18 protein-coding genes are annotated in these 20784 nt (G+C 42.6%); 17 read left to right on the top strand and 1 reads right to left on the bottom strand.

The features are described from left to right. The first annotated feature begins 24 nt into the window (after nucleotides 1-24). From essC to AU387_RS03000, 13 genes are all read left to right on the top strand, one after another. Complete coding sequence (essC, locus tag AU387_RS03060; protein ID WP_059334773.1) at nucleotides 25-4512, top strand: type VII secretion protein EssC; 4488 nt, start codon at nucleotides 25-27, stop codon at nucleotides 4510-4512. Beyond that, nucleotides 4509-7724, top strand: coding sequence for a type VII secretion protein EsaA (esaA, locus tag AU387_RS03055; RefSeq protein ID WP_059334771.1), 3216 nt, complete (start codon nucleotides 4509-4511; stop codon nucleotides 7722-7724). Before essC ends, esaA begins: the two co-directional genes overlap by 4 nt. A 31-nt stretch (nucleotides 7725-7755) precedes the next feature. Next, a complete protein-coding gene (essA, locus tag AU387_RS03050; protein WP_082687825.1) occupies nucleotides 7756-8208 on the top strand; it encodes a type VII secretion protein EssA in 453 nt (150 codons plus the stop codon). Between the two features lie 63 nt (nucleotides 8209-8271). Continuing rightward, nucleotides 8272-9003 carry a (S)-benzoin forming benzil reductase gene (locus AU387_RS03045; RefSeq protein ID WP_059334766.1) on the top strand — a complete coding sequence of 244 codons (732 nt, stop codon included), beginning with the start codon at nucleotides 8272-8274 and terminating at the stop codon, nucleotides 9001-9003. A gap of 197 nt (nucleotides 9004-9200) precedes the next feature. Continuing rightward, nucleotides 9201-9731, top strand: coding sequence for an HD domain-containing protein (locus AU387_RS03040; protein ID WP_044158955.1), 531 nt, complete (start codon nucleotides 9201-9203; stop codon nucleotides 9729-9731). 185 nt (nucleotides 9732-9916) lie between these two features. Continuing rightward, nucleotides 9917-10153 (top strand): YuzF family protein, encoded by a 237-nt coding sequence (locus tag AU387_RS03035; protein WP_059292638.1) that lies wholly within the window; start codon nucleotides 9917-9919, stop codon nucleotides 10151-10153. A 436-nt stretch (nucleotides 10154-10589) separates the two neighbouring features. Next, entirely contained in the window at nucleotides 10590-11699 is a 1110-nt protein-coding gene (locus AU387_RS03030; protein WP_059292639.1) for an AI-2E family transporter, read from the top strand. A 59-nt stretch (nucleotides 11700-11758) separates the two neighbouring features. Continuing rightward, nucleotides 11759-11980: a spore germination protein gene (locus AU387_RS03025; RefSeq protein ID WP_059334764.1), complete on the top strand. Its 222-nt coding sequence runs from the start codon at nucleotides 11759-11761 to the stop codon at nucleotides 11978-11980. Nucleotides 11981-12053: 73 nt separating this feature from the next. Next, nucleotides 12054-12302: a YueH family protein gene (locus tag AU387_RS03020; RefSeq protein WP_059334762.1), complete on the top strand. Its 249-nt coding sequence runs from the start codon at nucleotides 12054-12056 to the stop codon at nucleotides 12300-12302. 70 nt (nucleotides 12303-12372) lie between these two features. Next, entirely contained in the window at nucleotides 12373-12771 is a 399-nt protein-coding gene (locus AU387_RS03015; RefSeq protein WP_059334761.1) for a YueI family protein, read from the top strand. Between the two features lie 96 nt (nucleotides 12772-12867). Further along, a complete protein-coding gene (locus AU387_RS03010) occupies nucleotides 12868-13419 on the top strand; it encodes a cysteine hydrolase family protein (protein WP_044158950.1) in 552 nt (183 codons plus the stop codon). Nucleotides 13420-13434: 15 nt separating this feature from the next. Beyond that, nucleotides 13435-14904 (top strand): nicotinate phosphoribosyltransferase, encoded by a 1470-nt coding sequence (locus AU387_RS03005; RefSeq protein WP_059334758.1) that lies wholly within the window; start codon nucleotides 13435-13437, stop codon nucleotides 14902-14904. A 135-nt stretch (nucleotides 14905-15039) separates the two neighbouring features. Beyond that, nucleotides 15040-16269, top strand: coding sequence for an EAL and HDOD domain-containing protein (locus tag AU387_RS03000; RefSeq protein ID WP_059334756.1), 1230 nt, complete (start codon nucleotides 15040-15042; stop codon nucleotides 16267-16269). On the opposite strand, the gene AU387_RS02995 is transcribed toward AU387_RS03000, so the two are convergent. Beyond that, complete coding sequence (locus AU387_RS02995) at nucleotides 16245-16613, bottom strand: YuzC family spore coat inner layer protein (RefSeq protein ID WP_044158947.1); 369 nt, start codon at nucleotides 16611-16613, stop codon at nucleotides 16245-16247. The genes AU387_RS03000 and AU387_RS02995 overlap by 25 nt on opposite strands. A gap of 460 nt (nucleotides 16614-17073) precedes the next feature. Here AU387_RS02995 and degQ point away from each other — a divergent pair, with 460 nt between their 5' ends. The 4 genes from degQ (at nucleotide 17074) to AU387_RS02975 (ending at nucleotide 20767) form a co-directional block, all read left to right on the top strand. Continuing rightward, on the top strand, nucleotides 17074-17214 hold the full coding sequence (gene degQ, locus AU387_RS02990; RefSeq protein WP_024122683.1) for a degradation enzyme regulation protein DegQ: 141 nt from the start codon (nucleotides 17074-17076) through the stop codon (nucleotides 17212-17214). A gap of 130 nt (nucleotides 17215-17344) precedes the next feature. Beyond that, a complete protein-coding gene (locus AU387_RS02985; protein WP_326154893.1) occupies nucleotides 17345-18238 on the top strand; it encodes a polyprenyl synthetase family protein in 894 nt (297 codons plus the stop codon). Nucleotides 18239-18252: 14 nt separating this feature from the next. Further along, entirely contained in the window at nucleotides 18253-18429 is a 177-nt protein-coding gene (gene comX, locus AU387_RS02980) for a competence pheromone ComX (RefSeq protein WP_041906074.1), read from the top strand. 19 nt (nucleotides 18430-18448) lie between these two features. Next, nucleotides 18449-20767 carry a sensor histidine kinase gene (locus AU387_RS02975; RefSeq protein ID WP_059334755.1) on the top strand — a complete coding sequence of 773 codons (2319 nt, stop codon included), beginning with the start codon at nucleotides 18449-18451 and terminating at the stop codon, nucleotides 20765-20767. Nucleotides 20768-20784: the final 17 nt, after the last annotated feature.

Here is a 20784-nt window from a genome sequence, read left to right as displayed (position 1 = left end):
TTCGGCCGTTAGGGGGTTCGCCATTTGAGTCTATTATGGGTTTTCTATCAGCAAAACGTCCAAAAACTAAAACTGTCTGATCTCCCGGCGTCCCAGCCGGTGACCATAGGGCCTGAGGTGAAGGATTCCATAACGATCGGGACCATTCCGTTTGAGAACGGGGTAATTTCTCTTCAGAGGAAGGAATCCGGCGGCCAGTACGATGTTTTCCTGGGAAATGATTGCCTGGGCAGTCTTGAAACTGATACATCATTTTCTCTTCAAACGGATCAGCAGGAGATACGTCTGTTTTTAATCGCCGGCAAACCTGAAAAATCCGTTTATTTTACAGGAAACAGAGACGAAATGACATGTTCCTCAGAAAAGACAGATGCAGATATCTATCTGAACCCGAATGATTGTGCTTTTGCGGAGCAAAGCACATTTTCATTACTGCATATCGGCGAGAAATGGTCGATTCTCCCAAAAAGCGGGAATGTGTTCTTGAACGGAGAGAAGGTACTAGGTGCTGCACCGCTCAAGCCGGGGGATGAAATATTCTGGAACTTTACGCAAATGAGAGTAACTGAACAAGACCTCTTAGAAATTGTTCATTACACACCGCTTGAAACAGTGTTAACCAAAACGGTCAAACCAAGCACAGAAATGCAGAAGAAATATCCGCAGTACAGAAGAACGCCGCGGATGGTGTACGATTTGCCAGATGACCGCGTGTCCTTCAGTTTTCCCTCTCAGGAGAGCGATCAAACCAATAGAGGGCTGTGGCTCGTCATCCTGCCTCCGCTTGTGATGCTGATCGTGATGGGGGTCGTCGCGATCATCCAGCCGCGAGGCATATTTATACTCGTATCACTGGCAATGTTTATGATGACCCTTATTACCTCGACCGTTCAATATTTCCGGGATAAAAACCAGCGGAAAAAACGCGAGGAAAAGCGGGAGCGCGTGTATAAGCTTTACTTAGATAATAAGAGAAAAGAGCTTCAGGCGCTTGCTGAAAAGCAAAAGCAGGTTCTTGACTTTCATTTTCCTTCTTTTGAACAAATGAAGTACTTAACAAGTGAAATCAGTGACCGAATTTGGGAAAAATCGCTCGAAAGCAAGGATTATCTCCAGGTTCGGCTCGGGACCGGAACAGTTCCTGCAAGCTATGAAATCAATATGAGCGGCGGAGACTTGGCGAACCGTGATATTGATGACCTTATGGAGAAATCGCAGCACATGCAGCGTGTCTATAAGGACATTCGCAATGCGCCGGTTACGGTCGATTTGGCGGAGGGGCCGATGGGCCTTGTCGGGAAATCGCAGATTGTTAAGAATGAGATTCACCAGCTGATCGGCCAGCTTTCGTTTTTCAACAGCTATCACGATTTGCGCTTCGTCTTTATTTTTCATGAAGAGGAGTATAAAGACTGGGAGTGGATGAAGTGGCTTCCGCAATTTCACATGCCCCATATTTATGCGAAAGGCTTTATTTATAATGAACAAACGCGTGACCAGCTCCTGTCCTCACTTTATGAATTGATCAGAGAGCGCGATCTCGAAGAGGACAAAGAAAAACTGCAGTTTAAACCGCATTTTGTATTTGTCATAACGAATCAGCAGCTGATTTCAGAGCACGTCATTCTTGAATATTTAGAAGGGCAGCATGAGCAGCTGGGCATCTCTACAATTGTCGCCGCGGAAACAAAGGAAAGTTTATCAGAAAACATTACGACCCTTGTCCGCTATATCAACGAAAATGAAGGCGACATTTTAATACAAAAGAAAAAAGCAGTAAGAATTCCGTTCCGGCTCGATCATCATCAGCGCGAGGACAACGAACGGTTTTCACGCACGCTTCGCACGCTGAATCACCAGGTGGGCATTACGAATTCCATTCCGGAAATGGTCTCGTTCCTGGAGCTTTTCCATGCGAAGGAAGTAAAAGAAATCGGAATCCGGCAAAGGTGGCTGACGAGTGAATCGTCGAAGTCGCTGTCGGTGCCGATCGGCTATAAAGGGAAGGATGACATTGTCCATCTGAACCTTCACGAAAAAGCCCACGGTCCGCACGGTTTGCTTGCGGGGACGACAGGTTCGGGGAAAAGTGAATTTCTCCAGACCTACATCTTGTCACTTGCGGTGCATTTTCACCCGCATGAAGCGGCTTTCTTATTAATTGACTATAAAGGCGGAGGAATGGCGCAGCCGTTCCGCAATATTCCCCACCTGCTCGGCACGATCACCAATATTGAAGGCAGCCAAAACTTCAGTATGCGTGCGCTCGCTTCGATTAAAAGCGAGCTGAAAAAAAGGCAGCGTCTGTTTGATCAATATCAAGTCAATCACATCAATGACTATACAAAGCTGTACAAGCAGGGGAAAGCAGAAGTAGCAATGCCGCACTTATTCTTAATTTCAGATGAATTTGCAGAGCTGAAAAGCGAAGAGCCCGACTTTATCAGAGAGCTTGTCAGTGCTGCACGTATCGGCCGAAGCCTTGGCGTACATTTGATTTTGGCGACACAGAAGCCGGGCGGTATCATCGACGACCAAATCTGGAGTAACTCGCGCTTTAAAGTAGCGCTAAAAGTTCAGGATGCCACCGATAGTAAAGAGATTTTGAAAAACAGCGATGCCGCGAACATCACGGTTACCGGACGCGGTTATTTGCAGGTCGGAAACAATGAAGTGTACGAGCTGTTCCAATCCGCCTGGAGCGGGGCCCCTTATTTAGAGGAAGTTTACGGAACAGAGGATGAAATCGCGATTGTCACGGATACCGGCTTGATCCCGCTTTCTGAGGTCGACACGGAAGAAATGGCGAAAAAAGAGGTTCAGTCAGAAATCGAAGCAGTGGTTGACGAAATCGAACGCATTCAAGAGGAAATGGGAATCGAGAAGCTGCCGAGCCCTTGGCTGCCGCCGCTTGCGGAACGTATCCCGCGCACTCTTTTCCCATCAGAAGAAAAGGGCCATTTCCACTTTGCCTATGTTGATGAACCTGATCTGCAAAGACAGGCGCCGATTGCTTATAAAATGATGGAAGACGGAAATATCGGCATTTTCGGCTCCTCAGGCTATGGAAAATCGATAGCAGCGGCAACATTCCTGATGAGTTTTGCAGACGTCTACACGCCTGAAGAGCTTCATGTCTATATCTTTGATTTCGGGAATGGAACGCTCCTGCCATTAGCGAAGCTGCCGCACACGGCGGATTACTTCCTGATGGATCAGTCGAGAAAAATTGAAAAGTTCATGATCCGAATCAAAGAGGAAATTGACCGCCGAAAACGTCTGTTCCGTGAAAAAGAAATCAGCCATATCAAAATGTACAATGCGCTGAGCGAAGAAGAGCTTCCATTCATTTTCATCACAATCGACAACTTTGATATCGTCAAGGATGAGATGCATGAGCTTGAATCGGAATTTGTCCAGCTTTCCAGAGACGGACAAAGCTTGGGGATTTACTTTATGCTGACGGCAACGCGCGTAAATGCTGTCCGCCAGTCGCTCTTGAACAACCTGAAAACAAAGGTTGTCCATTATCTGATGGATCAATCCGAGGGATATTCCATTTACGGACGGCCGAAGTTCAGCCTTGAGCCGATCCCGGGGCGCGTGATCGTTCAAAAAGAAGAGCTTTATTTCGCCCAAATGTTCCTGCCTGTTGAAGCAGAGGATGATATCGGCATGTTCAACGAGCTGAAAGCTGAAGTGCAGGTTCTTCAGGACCGCTATGCTTCACTTCAGCAGCCGGCTCCGATTCCGATGCTGCCGGAAAGCCTGTCGACGAGAGAGTTTTCTCTCCGCTTCAAGCTGGAACGCAAGCCTTTATCTGTGCCGATCGGGCTTCATGAAGAAAGCGTCAGCCCGGTGTACTTTGACTTGGCTAAGCACAAGCATTGCCTGATATTAGGGCAGACACAGCGAGGAAAAACAAACGTCTTAAAAGTGATGCTTGAGCATCTGCTTGATGATGAAACGGAAATGATCGGTTTGTTTGACTCGATCGACCGCGGTTTATCCAAATATGCGAAAGAAACAGATGTCGCATATTTGGAAACAAAAGATGATATTGAGCAGTGGATTGAAACAGCAGAAGACATTTTTAAAACAAGAGAAGCAATGTATGTAGAAGCCGTTCGCCAGGGAGACGCACAAAGCCTGCGATTCTCTCAAGTGGTTCTGATGATTGACGGAATTACGAGATTCCAGCAGACGATCGATACGAGAATTCAAGACCGCTTGGCGAACTTTATGAAATCTTACTCGCATCTTGGCTTCAGCTTTATTCCGGCAGGCAATCACAGTGAGTTCTCCAAAGGCTATGATTCCCTGACGACTGAGATGAAGCAAATCAGACACGCTATCCTGCTGATGAAAAAATCTGAACAAAATGTCATTCCTCTTCCGTACCAAAGACAGGAGCCGGAGATTCAGCCGGGCTTCGGATATGTTGTGGAAAACGGGAAGGAGCAAAAAGTTCAAATTCCTTTATGTTCTGCTGAAAGGGAGAGTGCTAGATGACAGAACAACGAAAAAACTTGATCAAGTTAATATCCGCCGTCATCATTATTTTGCTGCTGCCGGTTTTGTTTTTCCGGTTCATCGGGGAAGATCCGGCGAAAAAAGCAGCCAATTCCACGCGGCAAATCGCAGTGGTGAATGAAGACACAGGCGTATTGAGTGATGAGGTGAAAGCGGACGATGAAGATGATCAATCCGCCCAGTTCGGTAAGGAAGTTGCTGCCGTTCTGGGGGAACGTCCTGATTATTCTTGGACGGTCGTGAACCGAAGTGCAGCCGAAACAGGCCTGAAATCGAAAAAATACGATGCGATTGTCTACATTCCCTCAGATTTCTCAAAAAACATTTTGAGCTATGACAAAGAGCGTCCTCAAAAAGCCACGCTTGAGTTCAGCATTCAAGATAACCTGAATGCGGTCAACAAAGAAAAAGTGCAGCGTGAGCTTGAAGATGCCCAGAAAACAATGAACAAAAAAATGTCGGCCTTATATTGGAACTTTGTCTCACAAAAAGTGGACAATATCAGAGGAGAGTTTGACAAGATCGTCAATAAAGAATCTGAATTCCAAAATGTCATGTACAATTTCTACAAACCAAGCTCTAACGATTTGGCAGGTGAAATCAAACGCCAGAAAGACCTAATCGATGAGCTGAAGAAATCAATGAATGAAGCCCAAGGCACGACAAAAGAAAAAGCTTCGACAGCGGAAGAAGCAAAAAACACGCTGAAAGACTTCGTTGATACAGTTGAACGATACAAAGAATATCAAGAAAATCAAAAAAAGCTGCTATTGGCAGCCCAGGATTCAACTCAGCAGCAAATCCAGACAGGATTGGATGCCATTTCAGCACAGCAAAAGGCCAATCAGTTCAGCGAGCAGATGAGCGGCCTGTCAACAGGAATCAGCCAAGTGAAAACACAGCTTGGACAAACCAGCACAGTTCTGGCAGGCGCCCAGCAAATCAGGGAAGGCCAAGTGCCCCAGCAGGAACTTGGCATGGCGAAAATCCAAAGCGATTTAATCGATCAATATCAGGCCACATCAAGACAGGCTGCATTAAAACAGGTTTATAAACTTTTAATTGAAACACGTGATTATCTCACTGATGAGCCACCCACAGATAATTCATCTGATGGGGATAGCCAAGATAACCAAAACGATAAAGACCCGAAAGAAGAAGATCCTGAAGAACTCAAAATAGATCTTGAAAAACAGCGTGAAGAACTGAAAACCATCGCTGCTGATATTCAGGATATTTCAGATAATCTAAAGGAGCCTGAAAAAGAGGACCCTACTCCAGAGCCGGATACAAACTCCGGAAATAATGATGGAGACGGGACGATTCCAAATGATCAAAATGGTAATTCTGGAGAAGACAATAACAGCAGTGATACCGGAAATGACGGACAAATGGACGGCGGTACTCAGGATCAAGACCAGCAGCAGGGAACAGACGGTCAGAGGCAGAATGGTGATGCCTCTAATGGCGAGTCGAACAGCGGACAAACCGAAACGGGTACTGCTGAACAGACCGCTTCATCTGACTCAGCCCTTCAATTGATCCGGCTGACAAATGAAGACGGAACAGGAGATTCAGGAGACGACGGCGGCACGACTCAGCCTGGAGATGAAGGTCAAAACGGAAACGATGAGGTTTCGGATATTGCAAAAGCAAAAGAACAGCTCAGCAAAGCGTCTGAGCGAATCAAACAGATCGAAGAAGAGCTAAAAGAAAAAGAAACGGCTCATAATGAAGAGCTGAAAAAGAAATTAGAAGAACTAAAAGAGCAAATGGATGGTCTTAATGATGAAATAGATGATCTCAAAGACCAAGTGAAAACGCTCGAAGATAAACTTGAAAAGCTTGAAGCGAAACGCAAGCAAGAACTTGAAGGTATTTATAGAGATATGTATAATGCCATTCAAGAACTTGAAAATAAAGCTCAGCTGCCATTTACCGAAGCAATCTATATAAATAAAGAAAATATAAATGCAACAATGAGATATTATAAATATCTATCTGTATATGATTCAATATTATCCGGAACGATAGACAGCGCTGCGAAAACCAATGCAATTAACGGCCAGCAGGGCTACGTCAATTCCGTACTGGCTCTCTCACCTGAAGAATCAGCCAGTTGGGAAGCTCTCAAAAACAACACGATGCAAACCGATGAAGACATCGACAATTTCATCAACGGCATGACCGAATTTGCAGACAACTACGGCAGCTATATCCGTGATTCTCAAGCCGGTGTTCTCGACGAACTGACGAAAATCTCTGAGAGTGCGTCAAAAGCGTTAGAACAGCTTGTAACCGGCGCGGCGCAGGAATCTGCAACGTTCAATAATGATGGCCTGTCAGGCACAATGGCACTGAGCGTGCAAGATACGGTCGGCCAGGAAGTGCTGCAAATGTCAGACGTGATGGGTTCATTATCTGAACGCCAGTCAGGCATTATTGATTACACAACCAACATGCAGCAAAGCGTAAATGATGTGCAGACGAAAGCTGACACATTAAACAACAACTGGGGTAAAAATGTTGCTTCCACGAAGCTTGTACGCAGTGACGTATACGGCATTCTGGGCAATACATTAGTAGATGGCCAAAACAACGGCTATGTATATGATTACTTGGCAAATCCGCTCAAAATCAGCGGTCAGGTTCCGGAAGAAAAAATTCAGACGGTGCCGCCGGTTGTCATCCTGGTTATTATTTTGATCAGCAGTCTGTTAATCGGATATTTCAGCTCGTATTATCAGAATGCGCCGCTGCTCGTCAAAGGAGCGCTTTTCGGAATTCTGAATATCCTTGTCGGCTTGATGATCAGCTTGTTCGGTTTGAATATTTATTCACTGCCGGACGATCAGACGATTAAGTGGTCTGTATTTACGATTTTATTGCTGGTCGCAAGCTCTGCCTTTATCCGGGCGGCATTCCGATTCGGATCAATTCCTGGATGGGTTGCTTCAGCGGCAATGATTTTATTCTATGTTGCGCCGCTTATTGATTTAATTATGCCGAACTTCACATTTGAAGATCCGGTGTCTAAGGTATACATCGACATCCAGTACGGAACAGGGCATTTGTTTACAATGGGAATATCGGTTCTGCTGATCATTACGTTGATTGCAGCGGCTCTGCCGCTTGTCATTCGCTTGATAGCAGAAAAAACAGCGGAAAGCGATGAAACGTATGAAGCGTAATCGCAGCTTGGAAAAGGGGATCATGATATGTATGCTCTCCTTTTCCCTTTTCATACCCTCTGCCGCTGCTGCCGAAACCGAAGAAAATACGGATGTCGCGCCAAACCAATATGAAAAGAAAGACATTGAAATCGATACGAATTATTTGCATGAAGATTCTTCCTATGAGGAGAAAACAGAACTGCCTGAGGAGCAAAAGGATATTACCTTTGATAAGCCGAAGGATCGGGACGCCGAGCTGATAAAGGATTTGTTTACATCAACAGATGCCGAGGGCTCCAACACCATCGCGGCTCAATCTAAACAGCTGGGGATTACATTTGCCGAGAAACCGATCACAAAAGCGTCATCAACGGAAATGAAAGAAAAAGGTTCATCTTCACTCCTGCTTCCGATCATCTATATCGTGCTGATTCTGCTCGGGATCGCAGGCATTGTTTTTCTCATACCAAAGGTTATCGTGCAGGAAAATAAAAAGGCATAAGCGCCCGCGCTTGTTTTGCATAAAAGCGGTCCGTACAATAAGAACGGAAGGAGGAGGTTTCCAATGGAACTTTATATCATCACCGGAGCGTCAAAAGGACTGGGGAAAGCCATTGCATTACAGGCTCTGGAAAAAGGCCATGAAGTCCATGCCCTGTCCAGAACAACAACAGATGTTTCTCATGAGAAACTGACACAGCGCCAGATCGATCTGATCAATCTCACAGAGGCTGAGCAGCAATTCAAAACAGTGCTTTCATCCATCAATCCGGCTGATTATTCAGCCATCACACTGATCAATAATGCTGGAATGGTAACGCCGATCAAACGCGCTGGAGAAGCGTCTCTTGAAGAGCTGCAGCGCCATTATCAGCTTAATCTGACAGCGCCCGTGCTCTTGAGCCAGCTGTTTACCAAACAGTTTGCCGCTTTCAGCGGAAGAAAAACAATCGTCAATATTACCTCTGGCGCGGCCAAAAACCCATACAAGGGGTGGAGCGCGTATTGCAGCTCAAAAGCCGGGCTTGATATGTTTACGAGAACGTTCGGATTTGAACAGGAAGACGAAGAACGGCCGGTGAACATGATTTCTTTCTCACCGGGTGTCATGGACACTGACATGCAGGCCGTCATCCGTTCATCATCGAAAAAGGATTTCCACGATATCGAGCGGTTCCGGAAATTGAATGAAACAGGAAGCCTTCGCAGTCCGGCCTTTATTGCCGGCACGCTGCTTTCTTTATTAGAGACAGGCGCGGAAAACGGGCGCATATATGATATTAAAGAGTTTTTGTAGAGCAGAGTGAATCTGCTCTTTTTTTATATAAAAAGGCGTTAACTTAAGCATTCCGGAGTTCGGCTGCATATACTGACTGAAACTCTGCTTTTAGGGTATAACAAACATGAAAAGTAAACAAAAATGATATGACATAAGAATTGAGTTTCTCTGCAAATTATGTTAGGATTCTAAAAATATCTAAAGGAGGGGTTTCCATGAGAAAGGTTACATTAATGGATGTCTTCACCCATCCAATTGCACAAAAATATTTACAGCGTTCCGGCGTGGCTCATGCGATTGCCTGCGCCTATCATGCATACAGGCTGTCTGTAAAGGCTGATATCAGCCCTGATTTAGCCGCAAAAGCGGCATTGCTGCATGACATCGGACATTATGAATGGTATACAGACGGAAAATGGGATTATGAGAAATACAGAAGAAATGACATCCATGCCATTAAAGGGGCGGAACGGGCGCATAAGCTCTTGATTCGTCTTGGTGAAGAACCGAAAGCGGCGAAGGAGATTGCCCTTGCCATTTTGCTTCATACCGATTCCTATCTGCCTGAAGGTGAACTCGATAAAAATACGCTGCAGCAGATTGTCAAAAAAGCGGACGAACTTGATGAAGAACCTGGCGGCCACCATCATTACCGACAAATTGACGAAGCAACCGCACTGAAAAAAATAGAAAAACTGGACCGATTAATCGACCAAGCCCAGTCTTCTATAAAAAAGCCTGTATAGGTCCCGCCTGTATTCGGAACAGCGTCCGCTTTCTTCGCTGTCTCCGTTTCATCACCATTTCCTTACACCCGCGTGAATCACACTCCCCAATCGTCTCCGCATCCCCTGGTGTTATCCGGTAAGCCTGTGTCATTATCCTTAACCGTGGCATAAGCTGAGATAAAACATATAAAGGGGATTGAAGTATGGCCAACCAAGGTAGTCCTCAACTGGTCTCATTAGTCGATCCTTATGTCTATCAGACCATCAAAAAGCTCATTGGCTCAAAATTCATTATCCAGACAGTACGAGACACGGTCAGAGGCAGACTGATTGATGTAAAACCGGACCATATCATCATTGAAGCAGCCCGAAATTCTGTTTTTTTAATCAGTATCCAGCACATGATTTCCGTCACGCCAGATTACAGTGAACGGGTGTAACAGTGCTTGCGCTTGAAAAATAGGCGTACACCGGGACGTCCTATTTTTCAGTTAAGCGCTGTAAAAACGCCCCGTCATAAATTGTGCCGCCAAGATCAAAACCGGAGCGGTTATCTGAAATAAAGCGTAAACAACAACCGAAGTGATGCCCGCCCGCATCCTTTACATATAAACGGGGCTTCCCGGCAAACGGAGCACAGCGCCGCTGCCTCTCAGTTATTCTATCGTTTTGATTCACATCAAGCAGGATAAAATCTAAACGTTAAGCTAGTCCACAAGCACATAAATCAGTGCGGCGTCCCTGCCGTATGTCACAGCCTGCATAATCAACAGTCCGTTCGCTGATTAAGAGTTCTGATATCAGTTCATTTTTGTTACAATGATGGGGTGCAAGTTCTTTTATCTGATAGACAAAGAAAAACTAGGAGGAACAAGCTTGTTGAAATCAAAAGTCCATTTTTGGACATTGCAAATTTTATTTGTTTTGCTGATTATTTTCGTAGCAACAAAAGTTTCATTTGTGTTTCAGCCGTTTATCGTGTTTATCTCGACATTGTTTTTCCCGATGCTGATCGCCGGAATTCTGTATTTTATTTTTAATCCGGTCGTCCGACTGCTTGAGAAAAAAATGCCGCGGACATTATCGATTCTGCTCATCTATTTAGCATTTATCGGTTTGCTAGCCTTTGTTTCTGCGGCAGTCGGGCCTGTCATTACATCGCAGGTGACCGGGCTGTTTAACAATCTTCCTGAATATATAAAACAGATTCAGGCATTGACAAAGGATTTATCTCACTCTCAGTGGTTTACCTGGATGATGACACAGGATTATGTATCCATATCAAAAATTGAGCAGTCTCTGACAAGCTTTCTCCAAAACCTGCCGCAAAATATTACATCCAGTTTATCGGCGGTGTTTGGTGTCGTGACAAATATCACACTAGTCATTATCACTGTTCCGTTTATCCTCTTTTATATGCTGAAGGATGGACACCGCTTTCCGCACCTGGCAGTCAAAATTCTTCCGGCTTCTTACCGGACAGAAGGTCTAAAGATCTTTAAAGATTTATCCGACACACTCGCTGCGTATTTTCAGGGACAGCTGTTAATCTGTCTTTTTGTAGGGACAGCGTGCTTTATCGGATACTTGATTACCGGGCTGCCATATGCGCTGATTCTTGGAATTGTCATGGCCATTACAAATATCATTCCTTATGTCGGGCCTTTTCTCGGCGCTGCGCCGGCTGTTATTATCGGCTTTATGGATTCACCGGCCAAAGCGCTTTTTGCGATCATTGTGGTTGTGATCGTTCAGCAGCTCGACGGAAATCTGCTTTCTCCGCTCGTTATCGGAAAACGTTTGAATACGCACCCGCTTACCATCATTTTGCTGTTGATTGGAGCAGGAAGCTTCGGCGGCATTCTCGGCATGATTTTAGCTGTGCCGGTGTATGCGGTAGTCAAAGCGTTTTTCCTGAATATCGTGCGGCTGATCAAGCTGCGCCAGCGGTCACGCCTTGAAGAAAACGAACGTCCCGCTGAATAGGCGGGCACCATTGGCTCCTTTCCGCATATGATGCTGTAAATCAGTGCGGAGGTGGGGAAATGCCTGCGATTGTAGGGCCGATATATATTATGTCTATATCAGGTGATGCTGCGGCCAGCTTTGGAGATGTGTTTGCGATTGCGCCGAAAAGCGTCGATCACACAGGTGCTGGGTCTGGCACATTTCAGCTGGGGGATTTTGTGAAGATCAATAACGAATATAGTAAAACAATTTTAAACGATGCCGATATCATTGATGATAGCGTTTCGTTTAACGGGTAACAGCCTTTTCTAGAGAGGCTGTTGCTTTTTTATTGTATAATATGGATAGTCTTTTAGTTAGCGAGGTCATGTTATGAAAATCAGAAAAGCAAATATCAGCACACAAACAGGAATGATCACTGATGTATATCTGCATGAAAACAGAAAAGAGCTGCATACGCTAGTAGCCGTTCCGCAGCTGGAGTGGAGCACGATTATTTCATACGAGGAAGAAAAATCATCGCTGCCTGAACGGCTGGAGGCTTCTTTGCGCCGGCATACAGCGGACGAGCCTGCTGGTGAGCTGGCAAAAAAAATCATTCACTGGGTAACGGAAATGTAACAGCCCTTGAAAGTTTAGCCCCCGCAGGATCAGGCGATAATGAAGACAAACAAGACGGGAGGACGAGCTTTTGAGTGATGAAACGCTGGATCTCTATTTGCAGCAAGGAATGTACGGGCCGCTGGAAACAAAACCTGACGAGCGCCATTTGTTTTTAGGCTCATTGCGGGAAAGAGTGCTTTTGGCACTGACGAAAGGGCAGGTGCTCAGAAGCAAACCGTATGACGAAGCGGAGCAAGCGTTTAAACGCAATAAAAATATATCTCTTCTTATCAATGGAGAGCTTCAGTATCAGTCTTATTCACCTTATGTAAAAATGGCGAACCAAAACGGAGTGCCTTTTAAAGTCGTATCTGATCTTCAGTTTCATACGCCTTTAGGCCTTGTCATTGCAGCGGACAGTGCGGTAAATCATGAATCTATATATATTCAGGACGACATTTTTAACCGGTCGGTGCTGAAATCTTAAGAGACAAACGGACCGTTTGTCTTTTTATTCATGGCAATTCCCTTACAACGGGAGATAAGATATAATGTTCTCATACTGATGGCGGGGAGGCCGGCTATGAAAAAAGCACTTATTTGTATTGATTATACGAATGATTTTGTGGCGAGTGATGGAAAATTGACCTGCGGGGAGCCCGGCAGAATGATTGAAGAGGCGATCGTCAATTTGACAGAACACTTTATCACAAACGGTGATTACGTCGTATTTGCAGTAGATTCTCACAATGAAGGGGATCAGTATCACCCTGAAACCCGTCTGTTCCCGCCGCATAATATTAAGGGTACGGAAGGAAAAGACCTGTACGGAAAGCTTTTGCCTCTATATCAGAAACATGCACATGATCATAATGTATATTACATGGAAAAAACGAGATATTCTGCTTTTGCGGGTACTGATTTAGAACTGAAACTCAGAGAGCGGCAGATTGACGAGCTGCATTTAGCCGGCGTCTGCACAGATATCTGTGTCTTGCATACAGCGGTTGATGCATACAACAAAGGTTTCCGGATTGTTGTGCATAAACAGGCTGTTGCCAGCTTTAATCAGGAGGGGCATACGTGGGCTCTTTCCCATTTTGCAAACAGCATCGGAGCGCAAGTGGCAGAGTAAGGAAGGGGAAAAACAGTGTTAGAGTACGGTTTTAAAGATGACAGCCTGTCATTACATACAGACCTTTATCAAATCAATATGGCGGAAACTTACTGGAGAGACGGCATTCATGAAAAGAAAGCGATTTTTGAGCTTTTTTTCAGAAAGCTTCCGTTTGAGAATGGCTATGCGGTTTTTGCGGGCTTGGAAAAAGCCATTGAATATCTGGAAAACTTCAAGTTTACCGATAGTGACCTGACTTATTTACGAGATGAGCTTGGCTATCATGAAGATTTTATTGATTATTTGAGCGGTTTATCTTTTACAGGTTCTCTTTATTCCATGAAAGAAGGAGAGCTGGTTTTTAACAATGAGCCGATTATGAGGGTGGAAGCTCCCCTTGTAGAAGCGCAGCTTATTGAAACAGCTTTGCTTAACATTGTGAATTACCAAACATTAATCGCGACAAAAGCAGCGCGCATCAAGGGCGTCATTGGCGATGAAATTGCACTTGAATTCGGAACAAGACGGGCGCATGAAATGGATGCGGCTATGTGGGGAGCGAGAGCAGCGTTAATCGGCGGCTTCAGCGCGACAAGCAATGTAAGAGCCGGAAAGCGCTTTAATATCCCGGTATCAGGCACACATGCCCATGCGCTTGTGCAGGCCTACCGCGATGAATATACAGCGTTCAAAAAATACGCGGAAACGCATAAGGATTGCGTCTTCTTAGTCGACACGTATGATACGCTTCGTTCAGGCATGCCGAATGCGATTAAAGTTGCCAAGGAATTCGGAGACCGCATCAACTTCATTGGCATCCGCCTGGATAGCGGCGATTTGGCTTACCTGTCAAAAAAAGCCCGGAAAATGCTTGATGAAGCAGGGTTTACAGACGCGAAAGTCATTGCGTCAAGCGACCTGGATGAGCATACCATTATGAATTTAAAGGCTCAGGGAGCCCGCATAGATGTCTGGGGTGTCGGCACGAAGTTGATTACAGCTTATGACCAGCCGGCTCTCGGCGCGGTTTATAAGCTCGTCTCCATCGAAGAAAACGGAGGAATGGTCGACACGATCAAAATTTCATCCAACCCTGACAAAGTGACGACACCTGGCAGAAAGAAAGTGTACCGGATTATCAATCAGTTAAATCATCATTCTGAAGGAGATTACATTGCGCTTTATGACGAGCAGGTGAATGACCAGAAGCGGCTGAGAATGTTCCACCCGGTTCATACTTTCATCAGCAAATTCGTCACGAATTTCTATGCGAAGGATCTTCACGAACTGATTTTTGAAAAAGGCATCCTATGCTACCAGAACCCTGAGATTTCTGACATTCAGCAATATGTACAAGACAACCTCAGCCTTCTGTGGGAGGAATATAAGAGAATCAGCAAACCTGAAGAATACCCGGTTGATTTAAGCGAGGACTGCTGGAGCAACAAAATGCAGCGGATCCATGAAGTGAAAAGCAGACTTGAAGAAGAGCTCGAAGAATAAAGCAAACTGGCCTTTCGTTCGCGAAGAGGCCAGTTTTTTTGTGGGAATAATATTTTTCATGTTTAGACAAATTTCGTCAAATTTTTTGATATACTTAGGGTGGAAAGCCGCGTGTTTTGTAAGGAGGATAAATCAATGAGGGTGTTTGTTGCAAGACAGCCTATATTTAACAGAAAAGAACAGGTTGTCGCTTATGAACTTTTATATAGAGAGAGCGAAGAGAATGTGTATTCCGCTGCAGACGGCGATCAGGCTACAACAGATTTGGTGATTAACAGCTTTTTAAACATCGGAATCGAGAAGCTGACGGAAGGAAAACGCTGTTTTGTCAATTTCACTGAAAGCCTGATGTTTTCGGATCTCCCCACCTCCTTCAATCCAAAACAGCTAGTGATTGAAATCCTTGAAGATATACCGATCACTCCGGCTCTCGTCTCAAGGTGCAGAGAGCTGAAAAAAATGGGGTATACGCTGGCACTCGATGATTTTTACGCAATTAACCCGAAAAATGAAAAATTATTGGAAAAGCTCATGAGCTATATTGATATATTGAAAGTTGATTTTCTTAAAACCACCCGAATGGAACGCCGAAACATTTTGCAAACCTACAGCTATTGCGGCCTGATTTTTTTAGCTGAGAAAGTAGAAACACGCAAAGAATATGAACAAGCGGCGCAAGATGGCTTTCAGTTATTCCAAGGCTACTTTTTCAGCGAACCGCGCATCATCAGCGGCCATGATCTGTCGACCCATTTTTATTCTTACTATGAATTGCTCAACGAATTAAGCAAAGAGCAGCCTAACATCCAGCGTGTAACTGAGTACATAGAACGTGATTTATCGCTGTCATATCAAATTTTAAAATTCTTAAACTCTTCTCATAGCCGCTTAACCCAAAAGATCGACAGCATTAAGCAAGCCATCATGCTTCTTGGGTTTAACGAAATCAAACGGTGGATATACATTCTTTCCTTTAAGGATTTAAGCAGAAAAGGGAATTCGAGCAAACACGAAATCATAAAAATTTCTTTAATGAGAGCAAAGCTATGTGAACTGTTGGCTAGAAAAACAGCGCGCCCGCAGCCGGCCTCGTATATGCTGATCGGGATGTTTTCTCTCATAGACACCCTTTTGCACAGAGAAATAGAAGAGATTATTCAAGAATTGCCTTTAATAGATGAAGTCGGTCAAGCGTTATTAGGTCATCAAAATGACTATTACCAAATGCTTGAGCTTGTGAAGTTAATCGAAACCAACAATTGGGACTCTTGCGGAGAATTAGCAAAAGAATTGGACAAGGAAGAAGCGTACGACTGTTATTTGGAAGCCTTGGAGTGGTGTCATAAGCTCATGGGCGAAAAGTAATTGCGGTCTTCTGACCACCGCAACGCCAGGATGATTCGGCTTTGCATGCTGATCAGGCTGATGTATATGCCATCGGGATTAAAGACCGAATCAACATCATGCCGGACGCCAGTCTGTTTGATCAGGCGCTTTACTGTTTGTTTATCTGACTGTTCCGCTGCGGTCATGAGGCGGCGCGAAAGCTCCTGTGACCCCGCAATGCGCCTAAGCACAAGCTGAGCATCAGCGAGCAGCCCAGCGGCATCCTTTGCGGAACGGATAAAGATCTCTGTATTGGCGGCAGGAGCGGGCGGACGGCGTATGGCGTACGGATAGATGTAAAACCAAGGATAAGGGTATCTCATGGAAGCACCTCGCAAAAAGGGGATATGTCTATATATATAGATCACTCAGGTGCCGGATATGACTAAGCGAAAAGGCCACAACTTTGCGTTGCGGTCTTTTCGGTGTTTGTCGGTCACGATACGCCAAGAATCGCATATTGAATTTTGAAAAAGCGGCAAGGGGGACTATAGTCTTACATTGTGAAACAGATAAACACAATAAAATCAAGGAAATTAAGAATCTTTCTCAATTTCATCCGAAATCACCGTTTTTTCACATAGAAAAATAGTCCCGTTCTTATTGTGATTCCTTTGAGTATAAGGACCTATTGATATTTGCGGTGTCACGCAGGATCTTTTTGTATACTTTTCGGTGAAAAATAAGCCGAAACCAGATACACTATTAGTAACAGATCAAATACCTAGGACTCGTTCACCATACACAATTCATTGATCTTTCAAAAAAAGGAGTGTGGAAACGATGGAAAAGAAACTTGAAGAAGTAAAACAATTATTATTCCGACTCGAACTTGATATTAAAGAAACGACAGATTCATTACGAAACATTAACAAAAGCATTGATCAGCTCGATAAATACACATACGCAATGAAAATTTCGTAAAAAAGACTTGGAAACAAGTCTTTTTTTTCGTTCTTCCCGTACAATAAATGGATAAAGTATTATATGATTGTTAAAAAACGAAAAACCTGCTGTCCTTTAAATGTCCCATTTAGTAAAATGGAATGGGAGGGTGAAGAATATTAGTAAGGAAATGTGTTTAGATGAAATTTCGATTAAAAAAAAGATGAAGGAGATTGTACACGAAAAAATTCGAAATTTGGATTTGAAAAAGTATTTAATCAACTTTATCGATGAGAAAAACCACTTTTCTTTTGGTATCCTGGCTTATAAGCATTACGTAGCATTAAGAGGTAACAGTTATTTGCATATTTTAACGTTGGCTGGAGGAATTGAGCTTTTAATCATATCCTTCGATATATTTGATGATTTAGAGGATGAGGACAACTTTGGAAAAAAGTGGATGGAAATAGATTCTTCTCTCTCTCTAAATGCTGCAACTACCCTTTATACCTTAGGGTTAGAAACCATTTGTTCTATTAGCGATAAGGCTGAATATCAGCGGCTCACTTTAAAATATGCTTTAAATGCTATGCAGGGGCAACATGACGATTTAATTAACTTTCCAGAGACAGAAGAAGAATGCATTCAAATGATGAAACAAAAATCAGGTTCTCTTACAGCTATGTCTGCCGTTTTAGCTGCCATGCTTGCAAATGGAGAGTTTAATCAAACTATTGAGGATTATGCTTATAAAATAGGAATAATAAAGCAATTGGAAAATGACTATTATGGTTTAGTTAATGATCAGCGTAGCGACATAAGAAAGAAAAGAAAGACTTTAATTTATTTATTTTTAAACCGCAAATTTAATGAGGCTTCTGAAAAGATATTAAAATTAATAAATTCCCAACCAAGTTATCATAGTCTTATAGCTGATCGCTCTAAATTTGATGAATTATTATTTGAAGCGGGGCTTAATCAATATGTATCTATGTTGATTAAGTTTTATGAGGAAGAAATCACAGCAAGCATGAATCAATTAAACATAAATATAAAGTTATAAAGAGAGGTATACCTATGAAACAAGATATGATTGATTACTTAATGAAGAATCCTCAAGTTTTAACTAAATTAGAAAATGGAGAGGCAAGCTTAATAGGAATTCCAGATAAACTAATCCCTTCAATTGTAGATATTTTCAATAAAAAAATGACTCTCTCAAAGAAATGCAAGGGTATTTTCTGGGAGCAATAATTCAGAGAGAAGTGGTCTATTGAAAAACTTTAAAAGAAATTTTTCTATAGTGCTAGTATTATTTAGTCTCTTATATTTTGCTTATATTGTTTATTTCACTCAGAATGGTATTTTAGTTGGTACTTATGTTTCTGAAACAGCCAATCATGAGTTAAAAGTTGAAAAAATGACAAAATCCACATATGGAAAATATATGGGATTAAAAGAAGGCGACTTAATACTCGAAGTAAGTGGGAAGAAACCTACAAGCGAAAATATTAAAAGAAATTATTTAGCAAAAGCTGAACATTTAAAAGTTAAAAGGGATAATCATGAAATTCAATTACATAATATGGAGTATATCTCTTTAAATAATTCTTATAGCTTTTTCATTTATATTATCCCTTGTATATTTTTTGCTTTGAGTCTGTTATGTGCTTTTTATATTTATAGGGTCAATCGAGTGAAAAATACGTACTCGGCTTATATTTTGATTAATTTTTTGCTGTTTATATCGATAGCATATTTAAGTGCTGGAGGCGTTACTAGAGGATATGAAATAAATAGATATATTAATCTTTTTACCTTTTTAAATGTACCTGTCTTGTATTTGCATTTTCTATATCAATATTTCAAAGAATTAAGCATCAAATTTTCATCACGTTATACCGTGAACATGTTATACATGCTACCAATCATTAATGTAATAATAGAGTTCACTGAGAAATATCTTCCATCGGGGATTACTACGAATATTAGTAATATAAACTTAGTAACATTCTTAATAGAGATTACAGTTGTTTATTTTTGTATAATCTATTATGGGATAATTTATAGAAAAAAGGATCATTACTATTTATTGAAGGTATTATTGATTTCGAATACTGTTGCTTTTTTTCCTTTTTCGGTCTTATATATCTTGCCGGAAGTTTTATTTGGGCAATATATTTATTCAGCAATAGTGACTGCGCCGTTCTTAATTATTATCCCATTAGCATTGGTTTATCAATTCGTTGTAAATAAAATTTATGATATTGACTTTATCTTAGGAAGAATTAGATATTATAGTTTCTTGTCCATCATTCCGACAATTGGTATAGTTTGGTTGTCAATTGTATTCGATAGTAAAAGAGCGGATTTTAATGTCATCTTAATTACGTTATGTACGTTCATAATTTTTCTGTCGGTCTTTTATATTAAAGAATTATTAGACTATAAATTTCGGTTAAAACGATTTTCGGAAAAATATAATTATCAAGACAGTATTTTTAAATATACGCAATTAATTAAAGGTGTATCAGCTTTAGATCAAGTATTTAAGAACTTAAAAACAACAATACTAGAAGTTCTACCCGTAAGTAAAGCATACACCTTTGAAGTTGGTTCTGATAGAGAAATTATATACTTTGACAAACAGAGTGTTGAACCCAATTGGAAGCTATATAAAACAGAATTTGAAAAGGTCACTAAAGAAATAGGGAAAATTGTTGAGGTTAATCAAGGGTTTTTGATCAAGGTAGGGGAAAAAGGTACAAGTTCTTATGTATTGCTTTGTTTATCTAGTATCAACACACCGAGGTTGACAAGAGATGAAGTTTCATGGCTGAAAACATTATCGTTTTATACTAGTGTATCCATGGAAAACGTTGTACAAATTGAAGAACTTATGGATCATTTACAAGCTTTAAAAAGGGAAGATGCTAACCCCGTCTGGCTCAAAAAACTCATGTACACCATCGAAGAAAAACAACGTTCTGATCTCGCCCGCGATCTCCACGATTCGGTTCTTCAGGATTTGATTTCATTAAAACGGCAGTGTGAGCTGTTTTTGGCTGAGTTTAAGAAGGATGATGATCCATGCCGTGAAGAGGTGCAGGACAAGCTCGTACAGATGAATGAGCAGATGTCTGATGTGATTTCGATGACGAGGGAGACGTGTCATGAATTGCGGCCGCAGCTTTTGTATGATTTGGGACTGGTGAAGGCGCTGTCCAAGCTGGTAGCGCAGCAGCAGGAGCGGGTTCCGTTTCATATCCGCTTAAATACCGGCAGATTTACGGCGTCGCTTGATTTGGATTCGCAGCTGAATTTGTACCGGATCATTCAAGAGTTTTTATCAAATGCAGTGAAACACTCTCAGGCGACGGAAGTGCTTATCATGCTGATCAGTATTCAGAACAAAATTGTTCTTCATTATGAGGATGATGGAGTCGGATTTGATCTGGAGAAAAATAACGAACATTCCATGAGTATGGGTCTTTCTGGCATTAAGGAGCGAGTCAGGGCTTTAGATGGACGCCTCCGAATCGAAACAAGTGAAGGAAAGGGCTTTAAGGCCGATATTGAAATGGAATTGTAATGGTTTTATAACATAAA

The organism is Bacillus halotolerans, assembly GCF_001517105.1.
In the GTDB taxonomy this organism is placed as follows: Bacteria; Bacillota; Bacilli; order Bacillales; family Bacillaceae; genus Bacillus; species Bacillus halotolerans.
Note: the sequence above shows the minus strand (reverse complement) of the source record. Positions and strands in the feature narration are given on the sequence as shown.